At 49.1% G+C, this 17,022-nt stretch carries 16 protein-coding genes; 13 read left to right on the top strand and 3 right to left on the bottom strand.

Features of this window, described 5'->3' with window-relative positions; all coding sequences use genetic code 11:
* The first annotated feature begins 11 nt into the window (after positions 1 to 11).
* From thiM to thiD, 3 genes are read left to right on the top strand one after another with little or no spacing between them, the layout of a single operon-like run.
* Entirely contained in the window at positions 12 to 833 is an 822-nt protein-coding gene (gene thiM / locus EJE48_RS02605) for a hydroxyethylthiazole kinase (RefSeq protein WP_124984278.1), read from the top strand.
* 17 nt (positions 834 to 850) lie between these two features.
* Positions 851 to 1,492 carry a thiamine phosphate synthase gene (thiE, locus tag EJE48_RS02600; RefSeq protein ID WP_016407491.1) on the top strand — a complete coding sequence of 214 codons (642 nt, stop codon included), beginning with the start codon at positions 851 to 853 and terminating at the stop codon, positions 1,490 to 1,492.
* A gap of 41 nt (positions 1,493 to 1,533) precedes the next feature.
* The gene (gene thiD, locus EJE48_RS02595) at positions 1,534 to 2,331 is read left to right on the top strand and encodes a bifunctional hydroxymethylpyrimidine kinase/phosphomethylpyrimidine kinase (RefSeq protein ID WP_124984277.1); all 798 of its coding nucleotides are present in this window, start codon (positions 1,534 to 1,536) and stop codon (positions 2,329 to 2,331) included.
* Positions 2,332 to 2,761: 430 nt separating this feature from the next.
* Here the strand turns inward: thiD and EJE48_RS02590 are convergent, their stop codons facing one another.
* Positions 2,762 to 3,547 carry a PhzF family phenazine biosynthesis protein gene (locus EJE48_RS02590; protein WP_124984276.1) on the bottom strand — a complete coding sequence of 262 codons (786 nt, stop codon included), beginning with the start codon at positions 3,545 to 3,547 and terminating at the stop codon, positions 2,762 to 2,764.
* Positions 3,548 to 3,705: 158 nt separating this feature from the next.
* Between EJE48_RS02590 and EJE48_RS02585 the strand changes: the two genes are divergently transcribed.
* From EJE48_RS02585 to spoVT, 7 genes are all read left to right on the top strand, one after another.
* Positions 3,706 to 4,845: a ribonuclease HII gene (locus EJE48_RS02585; protein WP_147365471.1), complete on the top strand. Its 1,140-nt coding sequence runs from the start codon at positions 3,706 to 3,708 to the stop codon at positions 4,843 to 4,845.
* A gap of 22 nt (positions 4,846 to 4,867) precedes the next feature.
* On the top strand, positions 4,868 to 5,674 hold the full coding sequence (gene pgeF, locus EJE48_RS02580) for a peptidoglycan editing factor PgeF (RefSeq protein WP_016407487.1): 807 nt from the start codon (positions 4,868 to 4,870) through the stop codon (positions 5,672 to 5,674).
* A 136-nt stretch (positions 5,675 to 5,810) separates the two neighbouring features.
* Positions 5,811 to 7,136, top strand: coding sequence for a ribosome biogenesis GTPase Der (gene der, locus EJE48_RS02575; protein ID WP_118579783.1), 1,326 nt, complete (start codon positions 5,811 to 5,813; stop codon positions 7,134 to 7,136).
* A 1-nt stretch (position 7,137) separates the two neighbouring features.
* A complete protein-coding gene (plsY, locus tag EJE48_RS02570; protein ID WP_016407485.1) occupies positions 7,138 to 7,737 on the top strand; it encodes a glycerol-3-phosphate 1-O-acyltransferase PlsY in 600 nt (199 codons plus the stop codon).
* Positions 7,738 to 7,788: 51 nt separating this feature from the next.
* Positions 7,789 to 8,778 carry an NAD(P)H-dependent glycerol-3-phosphate dehydrogenase gene (locus EJE48_RS02565; RefSeq protein WP_016407484.1) on the top strand — a complete coding sequence of 330 codons (990 nt, stop codon included), beginning with the start codon at positions 7,789 to 7,791 and terminating at the stop codon, positions 8,776 to 8,778.
* A 129-nt stretch (positions 8,779 to 8,907) separates the two neighbouring features.
* On the top strand, positions 8,908 to 9,795 hold the full coding sequence (locus EJE48_RS02560; protein ID WP_124984274.1) for a DegV family protein: 888 nt from the start codon (positions 8,908 to 8,910) through the stop codon (positions 9,793 to 9,795).
* Positions 9,796 to 9,928: 133 nt separating this feature from the next.
* Entirely contained in the window at positions 9,929 to 10,474 is a 546-nt protein-coding gene (spoVT, locus tag EJE48_RS02555) for a stage V sporulation protein T (RefSeq protein WP_016407482.1), read from the top strand.
* Between the two features lie 237 nt (positions 10,475 to 10,711).
* Here the strand turns inward: spoVT and EJE48_RS02550 are convergent, their stop codons facing one another.
* Positions 10,712 to 11,608, bottom strand: coding sequence for a CPBP family intramembrane glutamic endopeptidase (locus tag EJE48_RS02550; protein WP_124984273.1), 897 nt, complete (start codon positions 11,606 to 11,608; stop codon positions 10,712 to 10,714).
* Positions 11,609 to 11,690: 82 nt separating this feature from the next.
* Positions 11,691 to 12,929: an AI-2E family transporter gene (locus tag EJE48_RS02545; protein WP_124984272.1), complete on the bottom strand. Its 1,239-nt coding sequence runs from the start codon at positions 12,927 to 12,929 to the stop codon at positions 11,691 to 11,693.
* A 266-nt stretch (positions 12,930 to 13,195) separates the two neighbouring features.
* Here EJE48_RS02545 and EJE48_RS02540 point away from each other — a divergent pair, with 266 nt between their 5' ends.
* The 3 genes from EJE48_RS02540 to dnaB are packed head-to-tail and all read left to right on the top strand — an operon-like array spanning position 13,196 to position 17,022.
* Positions 13,196 to 15,205 (top strand): DHH family phosphoesterase, encoded by a 2,010-nt coding sequence (locus EJE48_RS02540; protein WP_160117300.1) that lies wholly within the window; start codon positions 13,196 to 13,198, stop codon positions 15,203 to 15,205.
* Positions 15,202 to 15,648: a 50S ribosomal protein L9 gene (rplI, locus tag EJE48_RS02535; RefSeq protein WP_016406574.1), complete on the top strand. Its 447-nt coding sequence runs from the start codon at positions 15,202 to 15,204 to the stop codon at positions 15,646 to 15,648. The genes EJE48_RS02540 and rplI overlap by 4 nt, the downstream gene beginning before the upstream one ends.
* 24 nt (positions 15,649 to 15,672) lie before the next feature.
* Positions 15,673 to 17,022: a replicative DNA helicase gene (dnaB, locus tag EJE48_RS02530; RefSeq protein WP_016406573.1), complete on the top strand. Its 1,350-nt coding sequence runs from the start codon at positions 15,673 to 15,675 to the stop codon at positions 17,020 to 17,022.

Raw genomic sequence — 17,022 nt, 5'->3', positions numbered from 1 at the left:
AGGTAAGGAGAATGTTAAAGGAAATGCTGGATCATGTGCGGGAAAAATGCCCGCTCATTCATAATATTACAAACTATGTAACCGTAAACGATTGTGCGAATATTCTGCTTGCGTGCGGCGGTTCTCCTATCATGGCGGACGATGCCGAGGAGGCGGAGGAGATTACAGCAATCTGCGGCGGCTTGAATATCAATATCGGGACGCTGAATCAGCGCACCATTCCTGCGATGCATTTAGCAGGCAAAAAGGCAAACAAACTGGGACACCCTGTTGTATTAGACCCTGTTGGGGCAGGTGCATCCAAGCTGCGGACAAATACCGCCAAGGCACTGCTGGAGGATATCCATTTTACGGTTCTGCGTGGGAATATCTCCGAAATCAAGACACTGGCTCTGGGGACAGGCGGCGCAAAGGGCGTAGATGCGGATATCGCGGACAAGGTGACGAAGGAAAATCTGCCGCAGACGGTTGCATTTGCAAAGAAATTCGCGCAGGAAACGGGTGCGGTGATTGCCATTACGGGCGCGATTGATATTGTTGCGGACAGCGAAAGGGCATTCTGCATTTACAACGGACATCCCATGATGAGCAGCATTACAGGAACAGGCTGTCAGCTTTCTGCGATGACGGCGGCTTATGTGACGGCAAACCCCGAAGCTCCCTTGGAGGCGACGGCGGCGGCAGTCTGCGCCATGGGCATTTGCGGCGAAAAGGCACATGCAAGGCTGACAGAGCAGGACGGTAATTCCAGCTACCGCAATTATATTATTGATGCCATCTGCAATCTGACCGGCGAAGAACTGGAAAAATGTGCGAAATATGAAATCCTTTGAGAACGGGAGGAAAAGCAATGAAATGTGAAAAGGAAACCATGCTGCTGTATGCCGTAACAGACCGTATGTGGACAGGCAAGCAGACGTTAATGGAGCAGGTAGAGGATGCACTGAAGGGCGGCGCGACCTGCGTACAGCTGAGAGAAAAGGAACTGGATGAGGAAAATTTTCTGAAGGAAGCCATTGAAATGAAAGCGCTGTGTGCGAAATACGGCGTGCCCTTTATCGTGAATGATAACGTGGAAATTGCCATCAAATGCAAGGCAGACGGGATTCATGTAGGGCAGAGCGACATGGAGGCCGGCAATGTGCGTGCGCTGGTCGGTGAGGATATGATCATCGGCGTTTCCACAAAAAATGTGGAGCAGGCATTGGCGGCGCAGAAGGCAGGTGCAGATTATCTGGGCGTTGGCGCAATGTTCCATACGGGGACAAAGCTGGATGCGGAGGAGGTTTCTCGCGAAGCGGCGCAGGAAATCACAGCGGCGGTGGATATCCCTGTGGTTGCCATTGGCGGCATCAATAAGAAGAATATTCTGGAGCTGAAGGGTACCGGCGTGGACGGTGTGGCTCTGGTTTCCGCGATTTTCGGCGCAGAAAATATCGAGGAAGAATGTAAGACATTGAAGGCCCTTTCCGCGGAAATGGTGCAGGCGTAAAAAATTTGCGAGAGCAAGAAAAAAGTTTGGAGGAAGACAGCATGAAAACAGCATTGAGCATTGCAGGCAGCGATACCAGCGGCGGCGCAGGGATTCAGGCGGATTTGAAAACCATGACGATGAACGGTGTATTTGCCATGAGCGCGATTACGGCATTGACGGCGCAGAATACCACCGGCGTACAGGGGATTTTTGAGGTGACACCGGAATTTCTGGGGATGCAGATTGACAGCGTATTTACGGATATCCGCCCCGATGCGGTGAAAATCGGGATGGTTTCTTCTGTAAACCTGATTTCCGTGATTGCGGAAAAGCTGACGGCATATCATGCGGAAAATATCGTGGTTGACCCGGTGATGGTTGCGACCAGCGGTGCAAAGCTGATTAGCGAGGATGCGGTTTCTGCGCTGAAGGAAAAGCTTCTGCCCCTTGCGACGGTTGTTACGCCGAACATTCCTGAAGCGGAGGTGCTTGCCGATATGAAAATTACAAGCCCTGCGGATATGGTGACGGCGGCGGAAATCATCAGTAAGGCATACCATTGTGCGGTGCTTTGCAAGGGCGGACACAGCATGAATGATGCGAATGACCTGCTTTATGATGAAAAGGGAGCACATTGGTTCCGCGGAAAGCGCATTGATAACCCCAATACCCATGGCACAGGCTGTACGCTTTCCAGCGCGATTGCGGCAAATCTGGCAAAGGGAAATGATTTGGAAACCGCAGTGGAGCGTGCGAAGGAATATATCTCCGGTGCGTTGGCGGCAATGCTGGATTTGGGCGCAGGCAGCGGCCCGATGAATCATGCGTTTGATTTGAAGGAAGAATATACGAAGTGAACATGAAGCGCAGCGAAATGTGAATGGTACCGCTTAGACAAACTTGAATTGACCGAGCGGAAAGAGAGGGACGCTTCTTGTCCGAAGGGCAAGAAGATGGACGATGACAAAGGAAGATAACTGCGATACGGAGGAGGACTCATGATGAGGGCTGAAAAAATAAGAAGAATCTTGTTTCCTAAAAAAGTTTCACCCTTACGGCTTTTGGGATTTCGTTTGTTTCATATAGGAGGACGCACAAGATGGCTTATCGGCTTGTTCAGACATTAAACTTCGGTTGATAGGAGAATGAGGCGAGTAAAAAATCGGGAAGGAAAAGTGCTTACTTGAATGAAAATACTCCCGATTTTATCAACAGTAGCATAGGACCACAGAAGTATAAAAAGGGCGGATATTTGAATCTATCGAATGTCTGCCCTTTTTGTTTAACTTAATGTTCTTCTTCTACATACAAATCTGCGATGGAATACAGAACAGCTGTGCCTGCAAGGCTCAGTCTATCCCCTTGCATTTCGCAGTACAGCGTGCCGCCACGTTGGGATGCCTGCCGCGCCACCAGCCTTTCCTTCCCCAGCTTTTTTGCCCAAAGCGGAACAATATGGCAATGACCGCTGCCGCAAACGGGGTCCTCGGCGACTGCAAGCTTTGGCGCAAAGGTGCGGGATACGGAATCATATTCCTTGCCCTTTGCGGTGATATGTTGCAGCAGACCATCCAGTTCCATCAGCTTTGCTTGGTTGGGGGTGAGTGTGGGGATTGCCTCTGCATTTTCTGTCACACAGAGCAGGTCACGCCCCAGCCATGCCTCTGTGATTGCCACACCGAAGGCATCCTCCATGGCGGGTGTAACGGGGATTTGCTTCAGTTCATATGCAGGGAAATCCATTTCCAGCAGGTTGCCCTTTTTCAGAACGGTCAGTGCGCCGCTCATTGTTTGAAAGGTAATGGAGGATGCGTCCTTTTCAAAGAAACGGAACAGCACATAGGCAGTGCCCAAAGTGGCATGACCGCAAAGGTCAATTTCACCGCCGGGGGTAAACCATCTGAGGTGATAGCCTGCGCCCTCCTTTACGGCAAAGGCGGTTTCGGACAGGTTGTTTTCGCCTGCGATTTTCTGCATCAGTGCATCGGAGGGGTATTTGTCCAGTACACAGACTGCGGCAGGGTTGCCCTCGAACACCTTTTCTGCAAATGCGTCAACGTGATAACATTTCATAATACAAGACCTCCTTAGGTGAATATATTTTTTCTGTACTCAGCATAGCACAGGAGAGAATATCACACAATTCAAAAATTGTATGGCATACGCTTTCGTTGCAAGAACGGAGAAAATAGTGTATGATACGAGGGATGAAAAAAGAAAAGAGGGAGAATATGCAGTCAATCAATGAGATAAAAGAGATTTTGAGCCGTTGTTCGATAGATGCCCTGCCTGCGCAGCTAAAGCAATGGGAAGGGGACAGCCGCAAGGGTGTGCAGAATGTGTTGACCTCTTTTCGGAAAAAATACGAAAGGCATTTGCAGGAGCAGGCACGCTTAGAGGAAATTCTGACCTATGAACGGGGCTGTTGGGCGGCAGGCTATGCGCTTGTTGCAGGGATTGACGAGGTTGGCAGAGGGCCTTTGGCGGGGCCTGTGGTTGCGGCGGCGGTAATTCTGCCGCAGGAATGTAAAATTGAAGGCGTGAATGATTCCAAGAAGCTTTCCGCAAAAAAACGAGAGGAATTATATGATGTGATTCTGGAAAAAGCCGTTGCCTACGGTATCGGGATTGTTTCCAATGAGCGGATTGACGAAATCAATATCCTACAGGCAACCTATGAAGCCATGCGCGAGGCGCTTTCACAGCTAAGCCCTCATGCGGAGTATATCCTTGCGGATGCGGTAACGATTCCGCGCATTTCCACGCCGCAGAGGGGCATTATTAAGGGGGACGCAAAGAGTATGTCCATCGGGGCGGCAAGCATTGTTGCCAAGGTTTATCGTGACCGCTTGATGGAAACATACGATGCAGTTTACCCCGGCTATGGCTTTGCGGCGAATAAGGGCTATGGCTCTGCGGAGCATATTGCGGCAATTCAAAGGCTGGGGCTGACCCCGATTCACCGCAGAAGCTTTGTGAAAAATCTCCGCCCGCAGGAGGGGGACACCACAACCGATAAGGGCGGCAGAGGAGAAACGCTTGCGGCGAAGCAGATGCAGAAAATGGGCTATGAGATTCTGGAGCGGAATTTTCATGCGCTCCGGGGCGAGATTGATATTATTGCGAAGAAAGAGAACACAATCGTGTTTACGGAAGTGAAATACAGAAAAAATGAAACCATGGGAACACCTGCCGAAGCGGTGGACAGCCGCAAGCAGCAGAACATCATTCGTGCGGCAAAGGCATATATTGCGCAGGAGTGTCTGATGGAAATGGGATATGATTTCCGCTTTGATGTGGCAGAGGTGCTGAACAGCGAGGGGAAAACTTATTTCCGCTATACGGAGGATGCGTTTCGGCTTTCTGAATGATAGAAGAAAACGAGGGAGAAAGATGAAGATTAACAGAAAGAATGACTTGGAATATATTACATTTGATAATCTGGAGCAGACAGGATTGGTGAAGCACTGCTTTACGACGCGGCACGGCGGTGTCAGCACAGATTACTGGGCAAGCATGAACATGGGCTTTGCGCGCGGCGAGAAACGGGAGCCTGTTTTGCAGAATTATAAAATTCTGGCGGAGGCGGTCGGCTTTACGGCGGAAAATTATGTAACCTCTCAGCAGACACACACCACAAATGTCCGCAGAGTGACGGCGGCAGATGCAGGCAAGGGTGTCTGGACGGAGCGCGGCTATACGGATGTGGATGGGCTGATTACCAACGAGAAGCATATTCCCTTGGTGATTTTCGGGGCAGACTGTGTGCCTGTGTTCCTTTTGGATAAAAAGAACCATGCCATCGGCGTGGCGCACTGCGGCTGGGTTGGCACAGGCAACCGCATGGCGGAAAAAATTTTACAGGAGATGATGCGCACCTTTGGAACAGACCCTGCGGATGTGACGGCGGCAATCGGTCCTTCCATCGGGAAATGCTGCTTCCAGATGGATGAACCTGTGCTTGCGCTGTTCCGCAAAAACATCCCCTGGACGGAGGAGATTGTGGAAAAAGACCCTGCGGCAGAGGGAAAATATAAAATGGATTTATGGGAATGTAACCGCCGCCTGTTGGCAGAGATGGGGGTGCAGGATATCGAAATTTCGGGTCTTTGCACCAAATGCGACCAGAAGCGTTTTTATTCCCATAGAGGCATGGGCGAAAAAAGAGGCGTGATGGCGGGAGTAATAGAGCTGATTTAAGGAGAGCATAAGAAGGGAAGTACAAAAAATCGTGGTACTTCCCTTCTTTTTGTGGTATACTAAACAGAATGGAAAATTGGGTATTCTTGCCCATTTATCAGAAAAATGAAAAAAACTGCAAAGCAGGAGGTAGTATATGAGCAGACCAATCGTAGCAGTGGTGGGTCGTCCCAATGTCGGCAAATCCACCCTGTTTAACAGACTTGCAGGCGAGCGTATCTCCATCGTGCAGGATACCCCCGGGGTGACCCGTGACCGTATCTATGCCGATGTGGAATGGCTTGACCGCAAATTTACTTTAATTGACACCGGCGGTATGGAAATCGGCTCCGAAGAAGTGATTCAGAAGCAGATTGTACAGCAGGCGCAGATTGCGATTGAAACCGCGGATGTAATTTTGTTTGTCACAGACGTAAAAACAGGTGTAACAGAGGATGATGTGAAGGTTGCAAATCTGCTGCGCCGCACGAAAAAGCCTGTTGTCCTGGCGGTGAATAAGGTGGACAGCGTAAAGCGTGATACGCTGGCGATTTATGAATTTTACGAATTGGGCATCGGCGATCCCTTGCCCGTTTCCGCAGGGCAGGCATTGGGCTTGGGCGATATGCTCGACCAGATTATTGCGAATTTCCCTGAAAAGGACATCTATGAGGAGGAGGACGATGCCATCAAGGTTGCTATCATCGGGAAGCCCAATGTGGGGAAGTCCTCCCTGATTAACAAGATTCTCGGCGAGGACAGATTGATTGTCAGCAATATTGCAGGCACAACGAGAGATGCAGTCGATACGCCGATTGAAATTGACGGACAGAAGTATATCTTCATTGATACGGCAGGGATGCGCCGCAAGAGCAAAATCAAGGAGGAAATCGAACGCTTCAGCATCATCCGCGCGGTTGCGGCAGTGGAGCGCTGTGATGTTGCGATTCTTCTGATTGATGCCAACGAAGGCGTTACAGATCAGGATACCAAGATTGCAGGCATTGCCCACGAAAGAGGGAAGGCGGCAATCATTGCCGTCAATAAATGGGATTCCGTTGAAAAGGACGAAAAGACCATGAATAAATATCTCAAGGATATTTCCATGGAATTGAAATATATGGAATATGCGCCGAAGGTGTTTATTTCTGCCATGACAGGGCAAAGAATTAACCGTATGCTGGAATTGATTCAGACGGTATATCAGAACCATGCCCTGCGTATCAGCACAGGTGTTTTGAATGAGGTGCTGATCGAGGCAACCGCAATGCAGCAGCCCCCTGCGGATAAGGGCCGCCAGCTGAGATTGTATTATATGACACAGGTATCCGTAAAACCCCCTACCTTTGTTATTTTTGTAAACGAGCGTGGGCTGTTCCATTTCTCTTACCGCCGTTATATCGAAAATCAGCTAAGAGAAGCATTTGGCTTTGTCGGCACACCGATTCATTTCATTGTAAGAGAAAAAGGGGAAAAGGATTGATATGTTTCGTTTGATTTGTTTATGTATCGGCTATTGCATCGGCTGTATCGAAACAGCCTATGTGGTCGGTAGAATATGGCAGGTGGATTTGCGTCAGCATGGCAGCGGCAACCTTGGTACTACAAATGCTCTGCGTGTGCTGGGGAAAAAGGCAGGCGCGCTGGTATTCATCGGGGATATTATGAAATCCGTGATTGCTTTTGTCATCTGTCGTGCGATTTTTGGGAGCAACCTGGCAGGGGTATATGGCTCTGTCGGGGCGGTTCTGGGGCACAATTACCCCTTTTACCTGAAGTTTAAGGGCGGAAAAGGGATTGCCGTTATGATTGGTATGACAGCGGCAATGGCGTTCAGTATGGATATCCGCTTAGCCATTCCCAATGCACTGATTGGCTTTGGCATGGCATTCGCAACAAGATATGTTTCCGTTGGCTCGCTGCTGTTTGCGCTGACGCTGCCCATCAGTGCCTATCTTTTGGGCTTCCCTCGTGAAATGCTCTATCTGACGATTTTTGTCAGTGCGATGGCATTCTGGCGGCACAGAGGGAATATCAAAAAGCTTTTAAACGGTACGGAAAATAAATTCGGTTCTAAAAAATAAATGCGTTTTGGAAATTGTGATTTGAAGAAATAAGACTGGAGGTCACAGCTTATGAAAAAGGTAACGGTCATTGGTTCCGGCAGCTGGGGGACAGCCCTTGCAGTGATGCTGGCGGAAAACGGACATGAGGTTTTCATCTGGTCCAGAAGACAGGACGCAGTGGATGAGCTGTTGAAAGAAAGAACAAATAAGAAATATCTCCCCGGCGTGGTGATTCCCGATTCCATTCAGGCAACCACCGACCGCAAGGAGGCTGTGGACGGCGCGGATATCGTGATTCTGGCGGTTCCTTCCAGAGCCGTTGCACAAACCGTGCGAGATTTTGCACCCTATCTGAAAACATGGCAGATTCTGGTGAATGTGGCAAAGGGCCTGGAGCCGGAAACACTGTTCCTGCTTTCGGATGTCATCAAAAGAGAAGCGCCCCAATGTGAGGTCTGTGTGCTTTCCGGACCGAGCCATGCAGAGGAGGTTGCGCGAAAGGTGCCGACCGCTTGTCTGATTGCCTGCGAAAACGAGGCAGTGGCAAAGCTGGTGCAGGAGGAATTTGCAAACCCCCGTTTCCGTCTGTATACCAATACGGATTTGATTGGCGTGGAAATCGGCGCAGCACTGAAAAATGTTATGGCACTGGCGGCAGGGATGTCTGATGGGCTTGGCTTTGGGGACAACACCAAGGCGGCGCTCATGACAAGAGGCATGGCAGAAATGAAGCGTCTTGGCATGGCAATGGGTGGTAAGGCGGAAACCTTTGCGGGACTTTCCGGTATTGGCGACCTGATTGTAACCTGTACGAGTATGCACTCCAGAAACCGCAGAGCGGGTATCCTTCTGGGGCAGGGCAAAAGCCTGCAGGAAACACTCGATGAGGTGAAGATGGTTGTGGAAGGTGTGAATACAGTGCAGGCGGCTTGTCAGCTTGCGGAAAAATATCACGTTTCCATGCCCATTACACAGAGCATTTATGCGGTTCTCTTTGCGGGGAAAAATGTGGAGGATGCCGTTCTGGAGCTGATGACAAGGGACAACAAGGCAGAATAAGCATCCGCGGCTTCTGTTGACTTCTTTACACGAAATTTACATAGCATTTTGTTTACAAATTCCTACTGTGGTTCTATACTATGGGAGTGATAATTTTGCCCTGTGCAGAATCGGAAAAAGGAGGTACGCATGGAAAACTTTGTTCTCAGCTGTTGTTCCACGGCGGATTTATCGTTGGAACACTTTCAAAATAGAAATATCCATTATATTTGCTTTCATTATGAGCTGAATGGAACGGTATACCCCGATGATCTGGGGCAGTCTATGCCCTTTGATGTGTTTTATGAAGCAATGACAAGGGGGGCGGAAACAAAAACCTTTCAGGTCAATGTGGCGGAATTTGAAGCATATTTTGAGTCCTTTCTGAAGGAAGGAAAGGATATTCTGCACCTTTGCCTTTCCTCCGGCATTACGGGTGTGATGAATTCTGCGAATATCGCAAAGGATATTCTTGCGGAAAAATACCCCGAACGGAAAATCTATATTGTGGATTCCCTTTCGGCATCCTCCGGCTACGGGCTTCTGATGGATAAGCTTGCGGATTTACGGGATGCAGGTATGGGGATTGACGAGCTGCGCCAATGGGCGGAGGAAAACAAGCGCAAGGTGCAGCATTGGTTTTTCTCTACAGATTTGACGTTTTACATCAAGGGCGGCAGAGTAACGAAAACGGCAGGTTTTGTCGGCACAATGCTGAGTATTTGTCCGCTGCTGCATGTGAATGATGAAGGAAAGCTGATTCCAATGCAGAAGGTACGGACAAAGAAGAAGGTCATTGAAGCCATTGAAAAAAAGATGGAGGAATTGGCGGAGGATGGTCTGGAGTATCATGAGAAGTGCTATATTTCTCATTCTGCCTGCGAGAAGGATGCAGAGGCGGTGGCGAAGCTGATTGAAAGCCGGTTCCCACACCTCAATGGCAAGGTGCTGATCAATAGCATCGGCACGACCATCGGCAGTCACACCGGCCCGGGAACAGTGGCACTGTTCTTCTGGGGAGAGGAGAGAAAATCATAAAAACAGACAGTCTTGGATGTAGATACATGCAAGACTTTTTTCTTGCCAGATTTTCACAGAGAGGGAGAAGCGCATATTTCAATTTTTCCTGCAAATACTACATTTACAATAAATTTGGCAGGAGGAAGATACAATGAAGGCAACAGGCATTGTCAGAAGAATAGACGACCTTGGGCGTGTGGTTATACCCAAAGAAATCAGAAGAACGCTCCGTATCCGCGAGGGTGATCCCCTTGAGATTTTTACCGATCGCGAGGGCGAAATTATTTTGAAAAAATATTCTCCCATCGGGGAATTGGGCACATTCGCGAAGGAATACGCGGAATCCTTAGCGCAGACTGTGGGGCATATCACCTGTATTGTGGATAAGGATCAGATTATCGCCGTTTCGGGCGGCGGGAAAAAGGAGTTTTTTGAAAAGCATATCAGCTCCGAAATGGAAAATTGCATCAACAAGCGCACCTCGCTGATTGCGGAGAGAAATGATGCGAACTTCGTCCCTGTTCTGGAGGATGATTCCGAAAGCGCGTATAATCATCAGCTGATTGTACCCATTATTGCGGAGGGGGACGCTATGGGCGCAATTATTTTCCTTTCCAAGGATCAGAAGATGGGCGAGGTGGAAGGCAAGCTGGCGCAGACGGCGGCAGGCTTTCTGGGGAAGCAGATGGAGCAGTAAGAGGTCAAGGCAGGGGGTTTTGACACCCTAAGTCGAAATCGGGATTTCGACTTGCTAAGACAGAGGAATAAACAGACGAGTTCCATCAGCTTAAAAGCCTTGAAACTCGCTGTTTTCCTCGTCGGAAGTGAATTCCGACTGCGGATTCCATTTGGGAAACGGATTTGTTTCCCAAACCCTTCCGCTGCCTCAAAATTACTTTGTCTACAGTCTGAAAGGAGCCAAAGGCTCCTTTTTTCATGCCATGACATAGGGCAAAAGTCCGAACACAATAAAGATTGCGAAAATAGTGATAATCGCAGGGGAAAGGAATCGTTCCCGATAGGGGCTGCCGGTTTCATCCAGCAGCAGAAGCTCTTCTCCGGGAGGGTTTGCCTTCAGAAACAGATAGAGCAGCACGGCAAGCCAAGGGAGGGAAAGCAGGGAAACAACAAGCAGAGAAGCAAGCGTACTGCCCTGCGGAAGCTCTGCCGCCGCGGTTGTCACGGTTTCACTGCTTGTGGCAAAGATGCTGAAAATCGTTGTGCCGTTGATGATCATGTGCGGCAGGATGGAAGCAAAGATGGAATTTGTCCGCTCCACCAGAAAGGCGAAAATAAATCCGACAATAAACGCATACGGAAACTGCTGCGGATTCAGATGCAGCAGACCGAAAAGCAGTGCGCAGGCAAACTGTGCCTTATATTTCCCCAGAAAATGATATCCGGAGAGCAGGATGCCGCGCGAAAAGCATTCCTCAAACACCGCGGGTAAAACTGCAACCGCCACAAATGAAACCAGAAAGCCGGAGGACTGGATGCCGCCGACGGACTGCTCCACAGGGTTGGGGAAGAAGAGTGCCGTCAGATAGGAAAGCAGACTCATCAGTGGTTGAATGGAAATGCCGAAGGAGAGCAGAAGCAGTAGATTTTTCCACCCCAAAGGGTTTAGCCGCAGAGTTTCCTTCACATTTTTTTTCGACCATTTAAAATATGCCAGCAGCGGCGGCACAAAGCAGATAAGCTGCGACAGGAGCATATAGGCACTATCCGAAAGGCGGGATGCCAAAGGGAGATATGCCATCAGAAAGGATACCCCAATGAAATAAATAAAAAATAGCAGCGCAAAAAAGCTGGTTCTTCTTGTTTCTGTCATAAAAGACCTCCGTTCGTAATCTGATAAAAAGAGAAAATCTCAAGCCGCTTCTGACTTGAGATTCCTTTTTTATGGTACAATCTCATTTGATTTTTCCGGGTTGTTCCTGCGCATCCGTTTGGATGGACAGGGGGTCACCTGTCGGATATTTTTCAGTATATTTTCGGTTGACATATTCCGATGCAAAGGTTTTGATAGTCGCGAAAACGGGCACGCCCACAAACATCCCGACAGGCCCCATGAAGGCACCGCCAATCAACACTGCAAGAATAATCCAAAGGGGATTGAGGTCAACGGAATTGCCCAGAATTTTCGGCCCGAGGTAGTTCCCGTCAAACTGCTGCAAAATCAGAACAAAGATGCCGACTGCAATCGCCAGAGGGGGATCGATGAGCAGCGTAATCAGGATGGCAGGGATTGCGCCGATAAACGGCCCGAAATACGGAATCATATTCGTTACGCCGATAATCAGGCTGAGAATCAGCGGATAGGGGGCCTTCATCAGATTCAGCCCGATAAACGCCAGAATTCCGATAATCAGCGAATCAACTGCCTTGCCGACAATGAAGTTCTGGAAGATATGATGCGTGCGAATAGCGGAGCGCAGGATAACATCTGCCTTTTCCTCGGGAAAGAAGGTGTAAATCCCTTTTTTTGCCTTCAGGCTGAACCGTTCCTTATCCAGCAGCATATAAAAGGCAATGAAGATTGCCATGATGAACTGAATAGTGATACGCCCGAAGCCATATACATTTACGGCAATCGTTTCCAGAAGCTCCGGCGCATTCTGCGAAATATCTTTCACAGGGGCAAGCAGGCGGTTGATGACGTTATTCACATCCGCACTGTTGATATACACAATCCGGTCGAAGAAATTCTGGATACGCACATTCATGGCATCGGAATAGGCTGTGACGTTTGTCGCGAAAGTAATGATGGAATCTCGTACCTCAGGCACAAGATAAATCACAATCCAGACCGTACCGCCGATGATGATGACGTAGTTGATTAAAATAGAAAGAATACGGGTGATTTTCACATGGTTCTGAAAAAAGGCACCGCTTTTTTTGAAGATTTTTTCAAAAAAATTCAGGAAAGGATTCATGACATAAGCAATCGCGAAGCCCATCAGAAAGGGTGCGGTCAGCGTATTCAGATAGTTGGTTGCCTTGGTGATGCTGCTGCCGATATTTGGCAGATTGCCGATGACCTTTTCAAACAGGATCAATGCGGCAAGCAGAATAAACGCATAGATACAGATTTTTGCGAGCAGCTTATCCTGCTCGTTTCTGCTGCGCCTGAAATTATCAAACCGTCTCATACTGACACCTCGAATCAATAAATAGGATACCCGTTTTCCGGAGTATCTTATCCTATGATACTATGAATTTTCCCGAAAAGCTATAAGGATGATGTGAAATTTTTGGTTTTTCGACGAAATTTTTTCTGCTTCGCCATGGCAGAGCCTGCCGCAGGGCATTTTTTTATTGAGTCACACCTGCTTTTATGCTATAATATCTCATTAGCAAAGAGAGTTTTCGAGGAAAAACAAAAGGTAAGATTTTTTGCGTTTATGGAGGTCTGATGATGGACGATATGAGCGAAAACGCTAAGAGTGAGCAATATCAGGAAAAAACAGGAAGGGAAAGCAACCCCATCGGGGTGGCGGCAGTGATTCTGCTGCTTTGCATCTGTTTTCTGATTGATGCCAGAGTCGGCTTCGGTGCGCTGATTGGCGCGGCGGCAGGCTTTTTCGCATGGTCACTTTTAAAGGATAACGGCACACGGAAGGAAGAAAATGCAGACGACAGAGTAGCCTTTCTGGATACGACAGTTTTGCAGCACAACTTCCCGCTTCCCCAGAATATGCCCATTCCCTATGCGGTGCTGGATATTCGGGGGCACATTTTAATGTATAATGAGAAATTCGCAAAGGAATTTCCGAATATGGAATTGATTCTGCCTGTGGTAGAACAGCTGAAAAAGGCGGGGATTGGCAAGCATGCTGTGGTTGTAGTGGAGGAAAAGCATTACGATGCCATGCTGAACCAGTGCGAGGTGGTCGAGGAAAACGGCGCAGTCGGCAATGTGTTGAATATGACGCTGGTGGATATTTCCAAGCAGTATGAGCTGGAGGAAAGACTTGACCGCAACGAAACGGTTATCGGGATGCTGTTTCTGGATAATTATGAGGATGTTATGGATTCCCTTGCGGAGGACAGACAGCCCCTGCTTTCCGCAATCGTGGACAGAAAGCTGACACAGTTTGCCGCGGATGCCAACGGCGTGATGCGAAAGCTGCAGATGGACAGATATATCCTCCTGCTTTCCAAGGGGGATTTGGAGACATTAAAGGAAAAGAAATTTGATATTATGAATACCATTCGCGAAATCAATGTTGGCGAGCATATTCCTGTAACGATGAGTATGGGGGTCGGCATTGGCGGCGGCTCTCTGGAGGATGCCATGCAGAGTGCGAAGGCGGCGCTTGACCTTGCATTGGGACGCGGCGGGGATCAGGTGCTGATTAAGGAAGGCGAAAAATACCTGTTCTACGGCGCAAAGGCAGGCGAGGTTGGCAGAAACGGGCGTATCCGAGCGCGCGTAAAGGCAGATGCTCTGTGGGAGCTGATGGGCGCATCCTCGTCTATTATGGTTATGGGACACCGCAATGGGGATTTGGACAGCCTTGGCTCCAGCATGGGGATTTGTGCCATTGCAAGAGCTATGGGCAAAAAATGCCGCATTGTGATGAATGAGGTCAGCACAGGGATTAAGTGTATTTCCGAGCAGATGGCGCAGGATGAATATTATCAGACTGCTTTTATGAAGGAAAAAGATGCACTGAAGGAAATGGATGATAAAACACTGGTGATTGTTGTGGATACGCACCGCACCAGTATGGTAGAAGGTCCTTCCGTTCTGGAGGCGGCAAAGAAAATCGTTGTGTTTGACCACCATAGAAAGAGCGCGCAGGATTTCATTGAGCAGGCGGTTCTGCTGTATCATGAGCCCTACGCATCCTCTACGTCTGAATTGATTACGGAAATGATTCAGCATATCGGCAAGAGGATTAAGCTGCGCTCCATCGAGGCAGATGCGCTTCTGGCAGGCATTACCGTGGATACCAAGAATTTCGCAGTCAAAACGGGTGCGATTACCTTTGAATCCGCAGGATTTCTGCGCCGCAACGGGGCAGACAGTATCCGTGTGCGTATGCTGTTCCAGAATGATATTGATTCCTATAAGGCAAAAGCAACCGCTGTGCGTGATGCGGAGCTGTATCTTGGCTCCATGGCGCTTTCCGTATGCCCTGCCAATCGGGAGAATTCCACATTGACGGCGGCGCAGGCGGCGGATGATTTAATGAATGTAACAGGGGTTAAGGCATCCTTTGTCTGCTGCAAGGTGGATGATGTGGTTTATGTCAGCGCACGCAGCTTTGGGGATGTGAATGTGCAGAGAATTATGGAAAAACTGGGCGGCGGCGGCCATTTCACCGTTTCCGGGGCGCAGCTTAAGGATTGCAGCGCGGAAGAAGCGAAGGAGAGGGTACGCAGTGCCATTGATGAATATTTGAAGGAGGAAACGACATGAAGATGATTTTATTACAGGACGTAAAAAGCGTCGGCAAAAAGGGCGACTTAATCAATGCCAGCGAGGGCTATGCAAAGAATTTCCTGCTGCCCAGAAAGCTGGCTGTAGAAGCAACAAAAAGCAATCTGAATGATTATGAGCTGAAGCAGAAGGCGGAGGCAAAGCGTAAGCAGGAGGAGCTGGAAAAGGCGCAGGCAACTGCAAAGGAGCTGGAGGATAAGGTTGTTACCATCAAGGTGAAAACAGGCGGCAACGGCAAGCTGTTCGGCTCTGTGACGAATAAAGAGGTTGCGGAGGAAATCGTAAAGCAGACCAAGCTGGATATTGATAAGAAGAAGGTTTCTATCGGTGACCCCATCAAGATGTTGGGCGAAAGAACCGCAGTCATTAAGCTGCATCCTAAGGTAACGGCAGAGGTAAAGGTGAAAATCGTAGAAGCGTAAGTCCCCGTACAGGAGGCGGAAAACATGGAAGAACAGGAAAAGCAAACAGAATATATGCGCGGTGTGCCGCCCCATGATGAAACGGCGGAGCAGGCTGTCCTGTGTTCCATGTTTCTGGACAGAGAAGCGGCATCTGTTGCGCTTGAGGTACTGCGTGGGGAGGATTTTTATCGCCCCGACCATCGCATGGTTTTTGAAGCGGCAGAGGAATTATATCGTTCCGGCTCTCCCATTGATGTGATTACAGTCAAGAATAAGCTGGAGGAAAAAGGGCAGTTTGAGCAGATAGGCGGTCTGCCTTTTCTGGCAAATCTTTCTTCTGCGGTCGGCAGCTCCGTCAATGTGCGCCATTATGCGGCAATCGTGGAGGAAAAATCCGTTCTGCGCCGTCTGATTCGCACTGCCGGGGATATTTCTCAGCTGAGCTATGAGGGCAAAGAGGATGTCAATGCCATTATGGATACGGCGGAAAAAAGCATTTTTGACATCATGCAGAAGCGCCATTCCGAGCAGTTCCATCATATCAGAGATATCGCGGTCAGCTCGATTGAAAAAATCGAGGATATCTACCGTTCCAAGGGCAAGCTGACAGGTGTGCCGACGGGCTTTCTGGATTTTGATGCCAAAACGGCAGGTCTGCAAAAATCAGATTTGATTCTGCTTGCGGCGCGTCCTTCCATGGGGAAAACGGCATTTGCGCTGAATATCATCCAGAATGCGGCGATTCGTGCCAATGTGCCGACGGCGGTGTTCTCTCTGGAAATGAGCCGGGAGCAGCTGGTCAACCGTATGCTCTGTTCCGAGGCCATGATTGATGCACAGAAGCTGCGTACCGGGGAATTGGAGGAAAACGACTGGGCGGAGTTGATTAACGCCATGGGTCCCCTTTCTGAAGCCCCGATTTATATTGACGATACCCCCGGGGTGACCCCGATGGAGGTGCGCTCCAAATGCCGCCGTTTGAAGGTGGAAAAAGGGTTGGGGCTTATCGTGATTGACTATTTGCAGCTGATGAGCGGCAATAGCAGAAACGATTCCCGTCAGCAGGAAATCTCCGAAATTTCCCGTTCCCTTAAGGCGATTGCAAGAGAGATGGAAGCGCCTGTGATTGCGCTGAGTCAGCTGAGCCGTGCCTGTGAACAGCGTGCGGATCACCGCCCGATGCTTTCCGACCTGCGTGAGTCCGGCGCGATTGAGCAGGATGCGGACGTAGTTGCCTTTCTTTATCGTGATGAATATTATTTCCCCGATACGGAAAAGAAAAATCAGGCAGAGCTGATTATTGCGAAGCAGAGAAACGGCCCGACGGGTACGGTCGATTTGACATGGATGGGACAGTATACGAAATTTGGCAATTTTCTGAAAAAATATTAA

This window comes from Anaerotignum faecicola (assembly GCF_003865035.1).
Lineage (GTDB): Bacteria > Bacillota > Clostridia > Lachnospirales > Anaerotignaceae > Anaerotignum_A > Anaerotignum_A faecicola.
The sequence above is the reverse complement of the archived record's forward strand: the minus strand, read 5'-3'. Positions and strand labels throughout refer to the sequence as shown.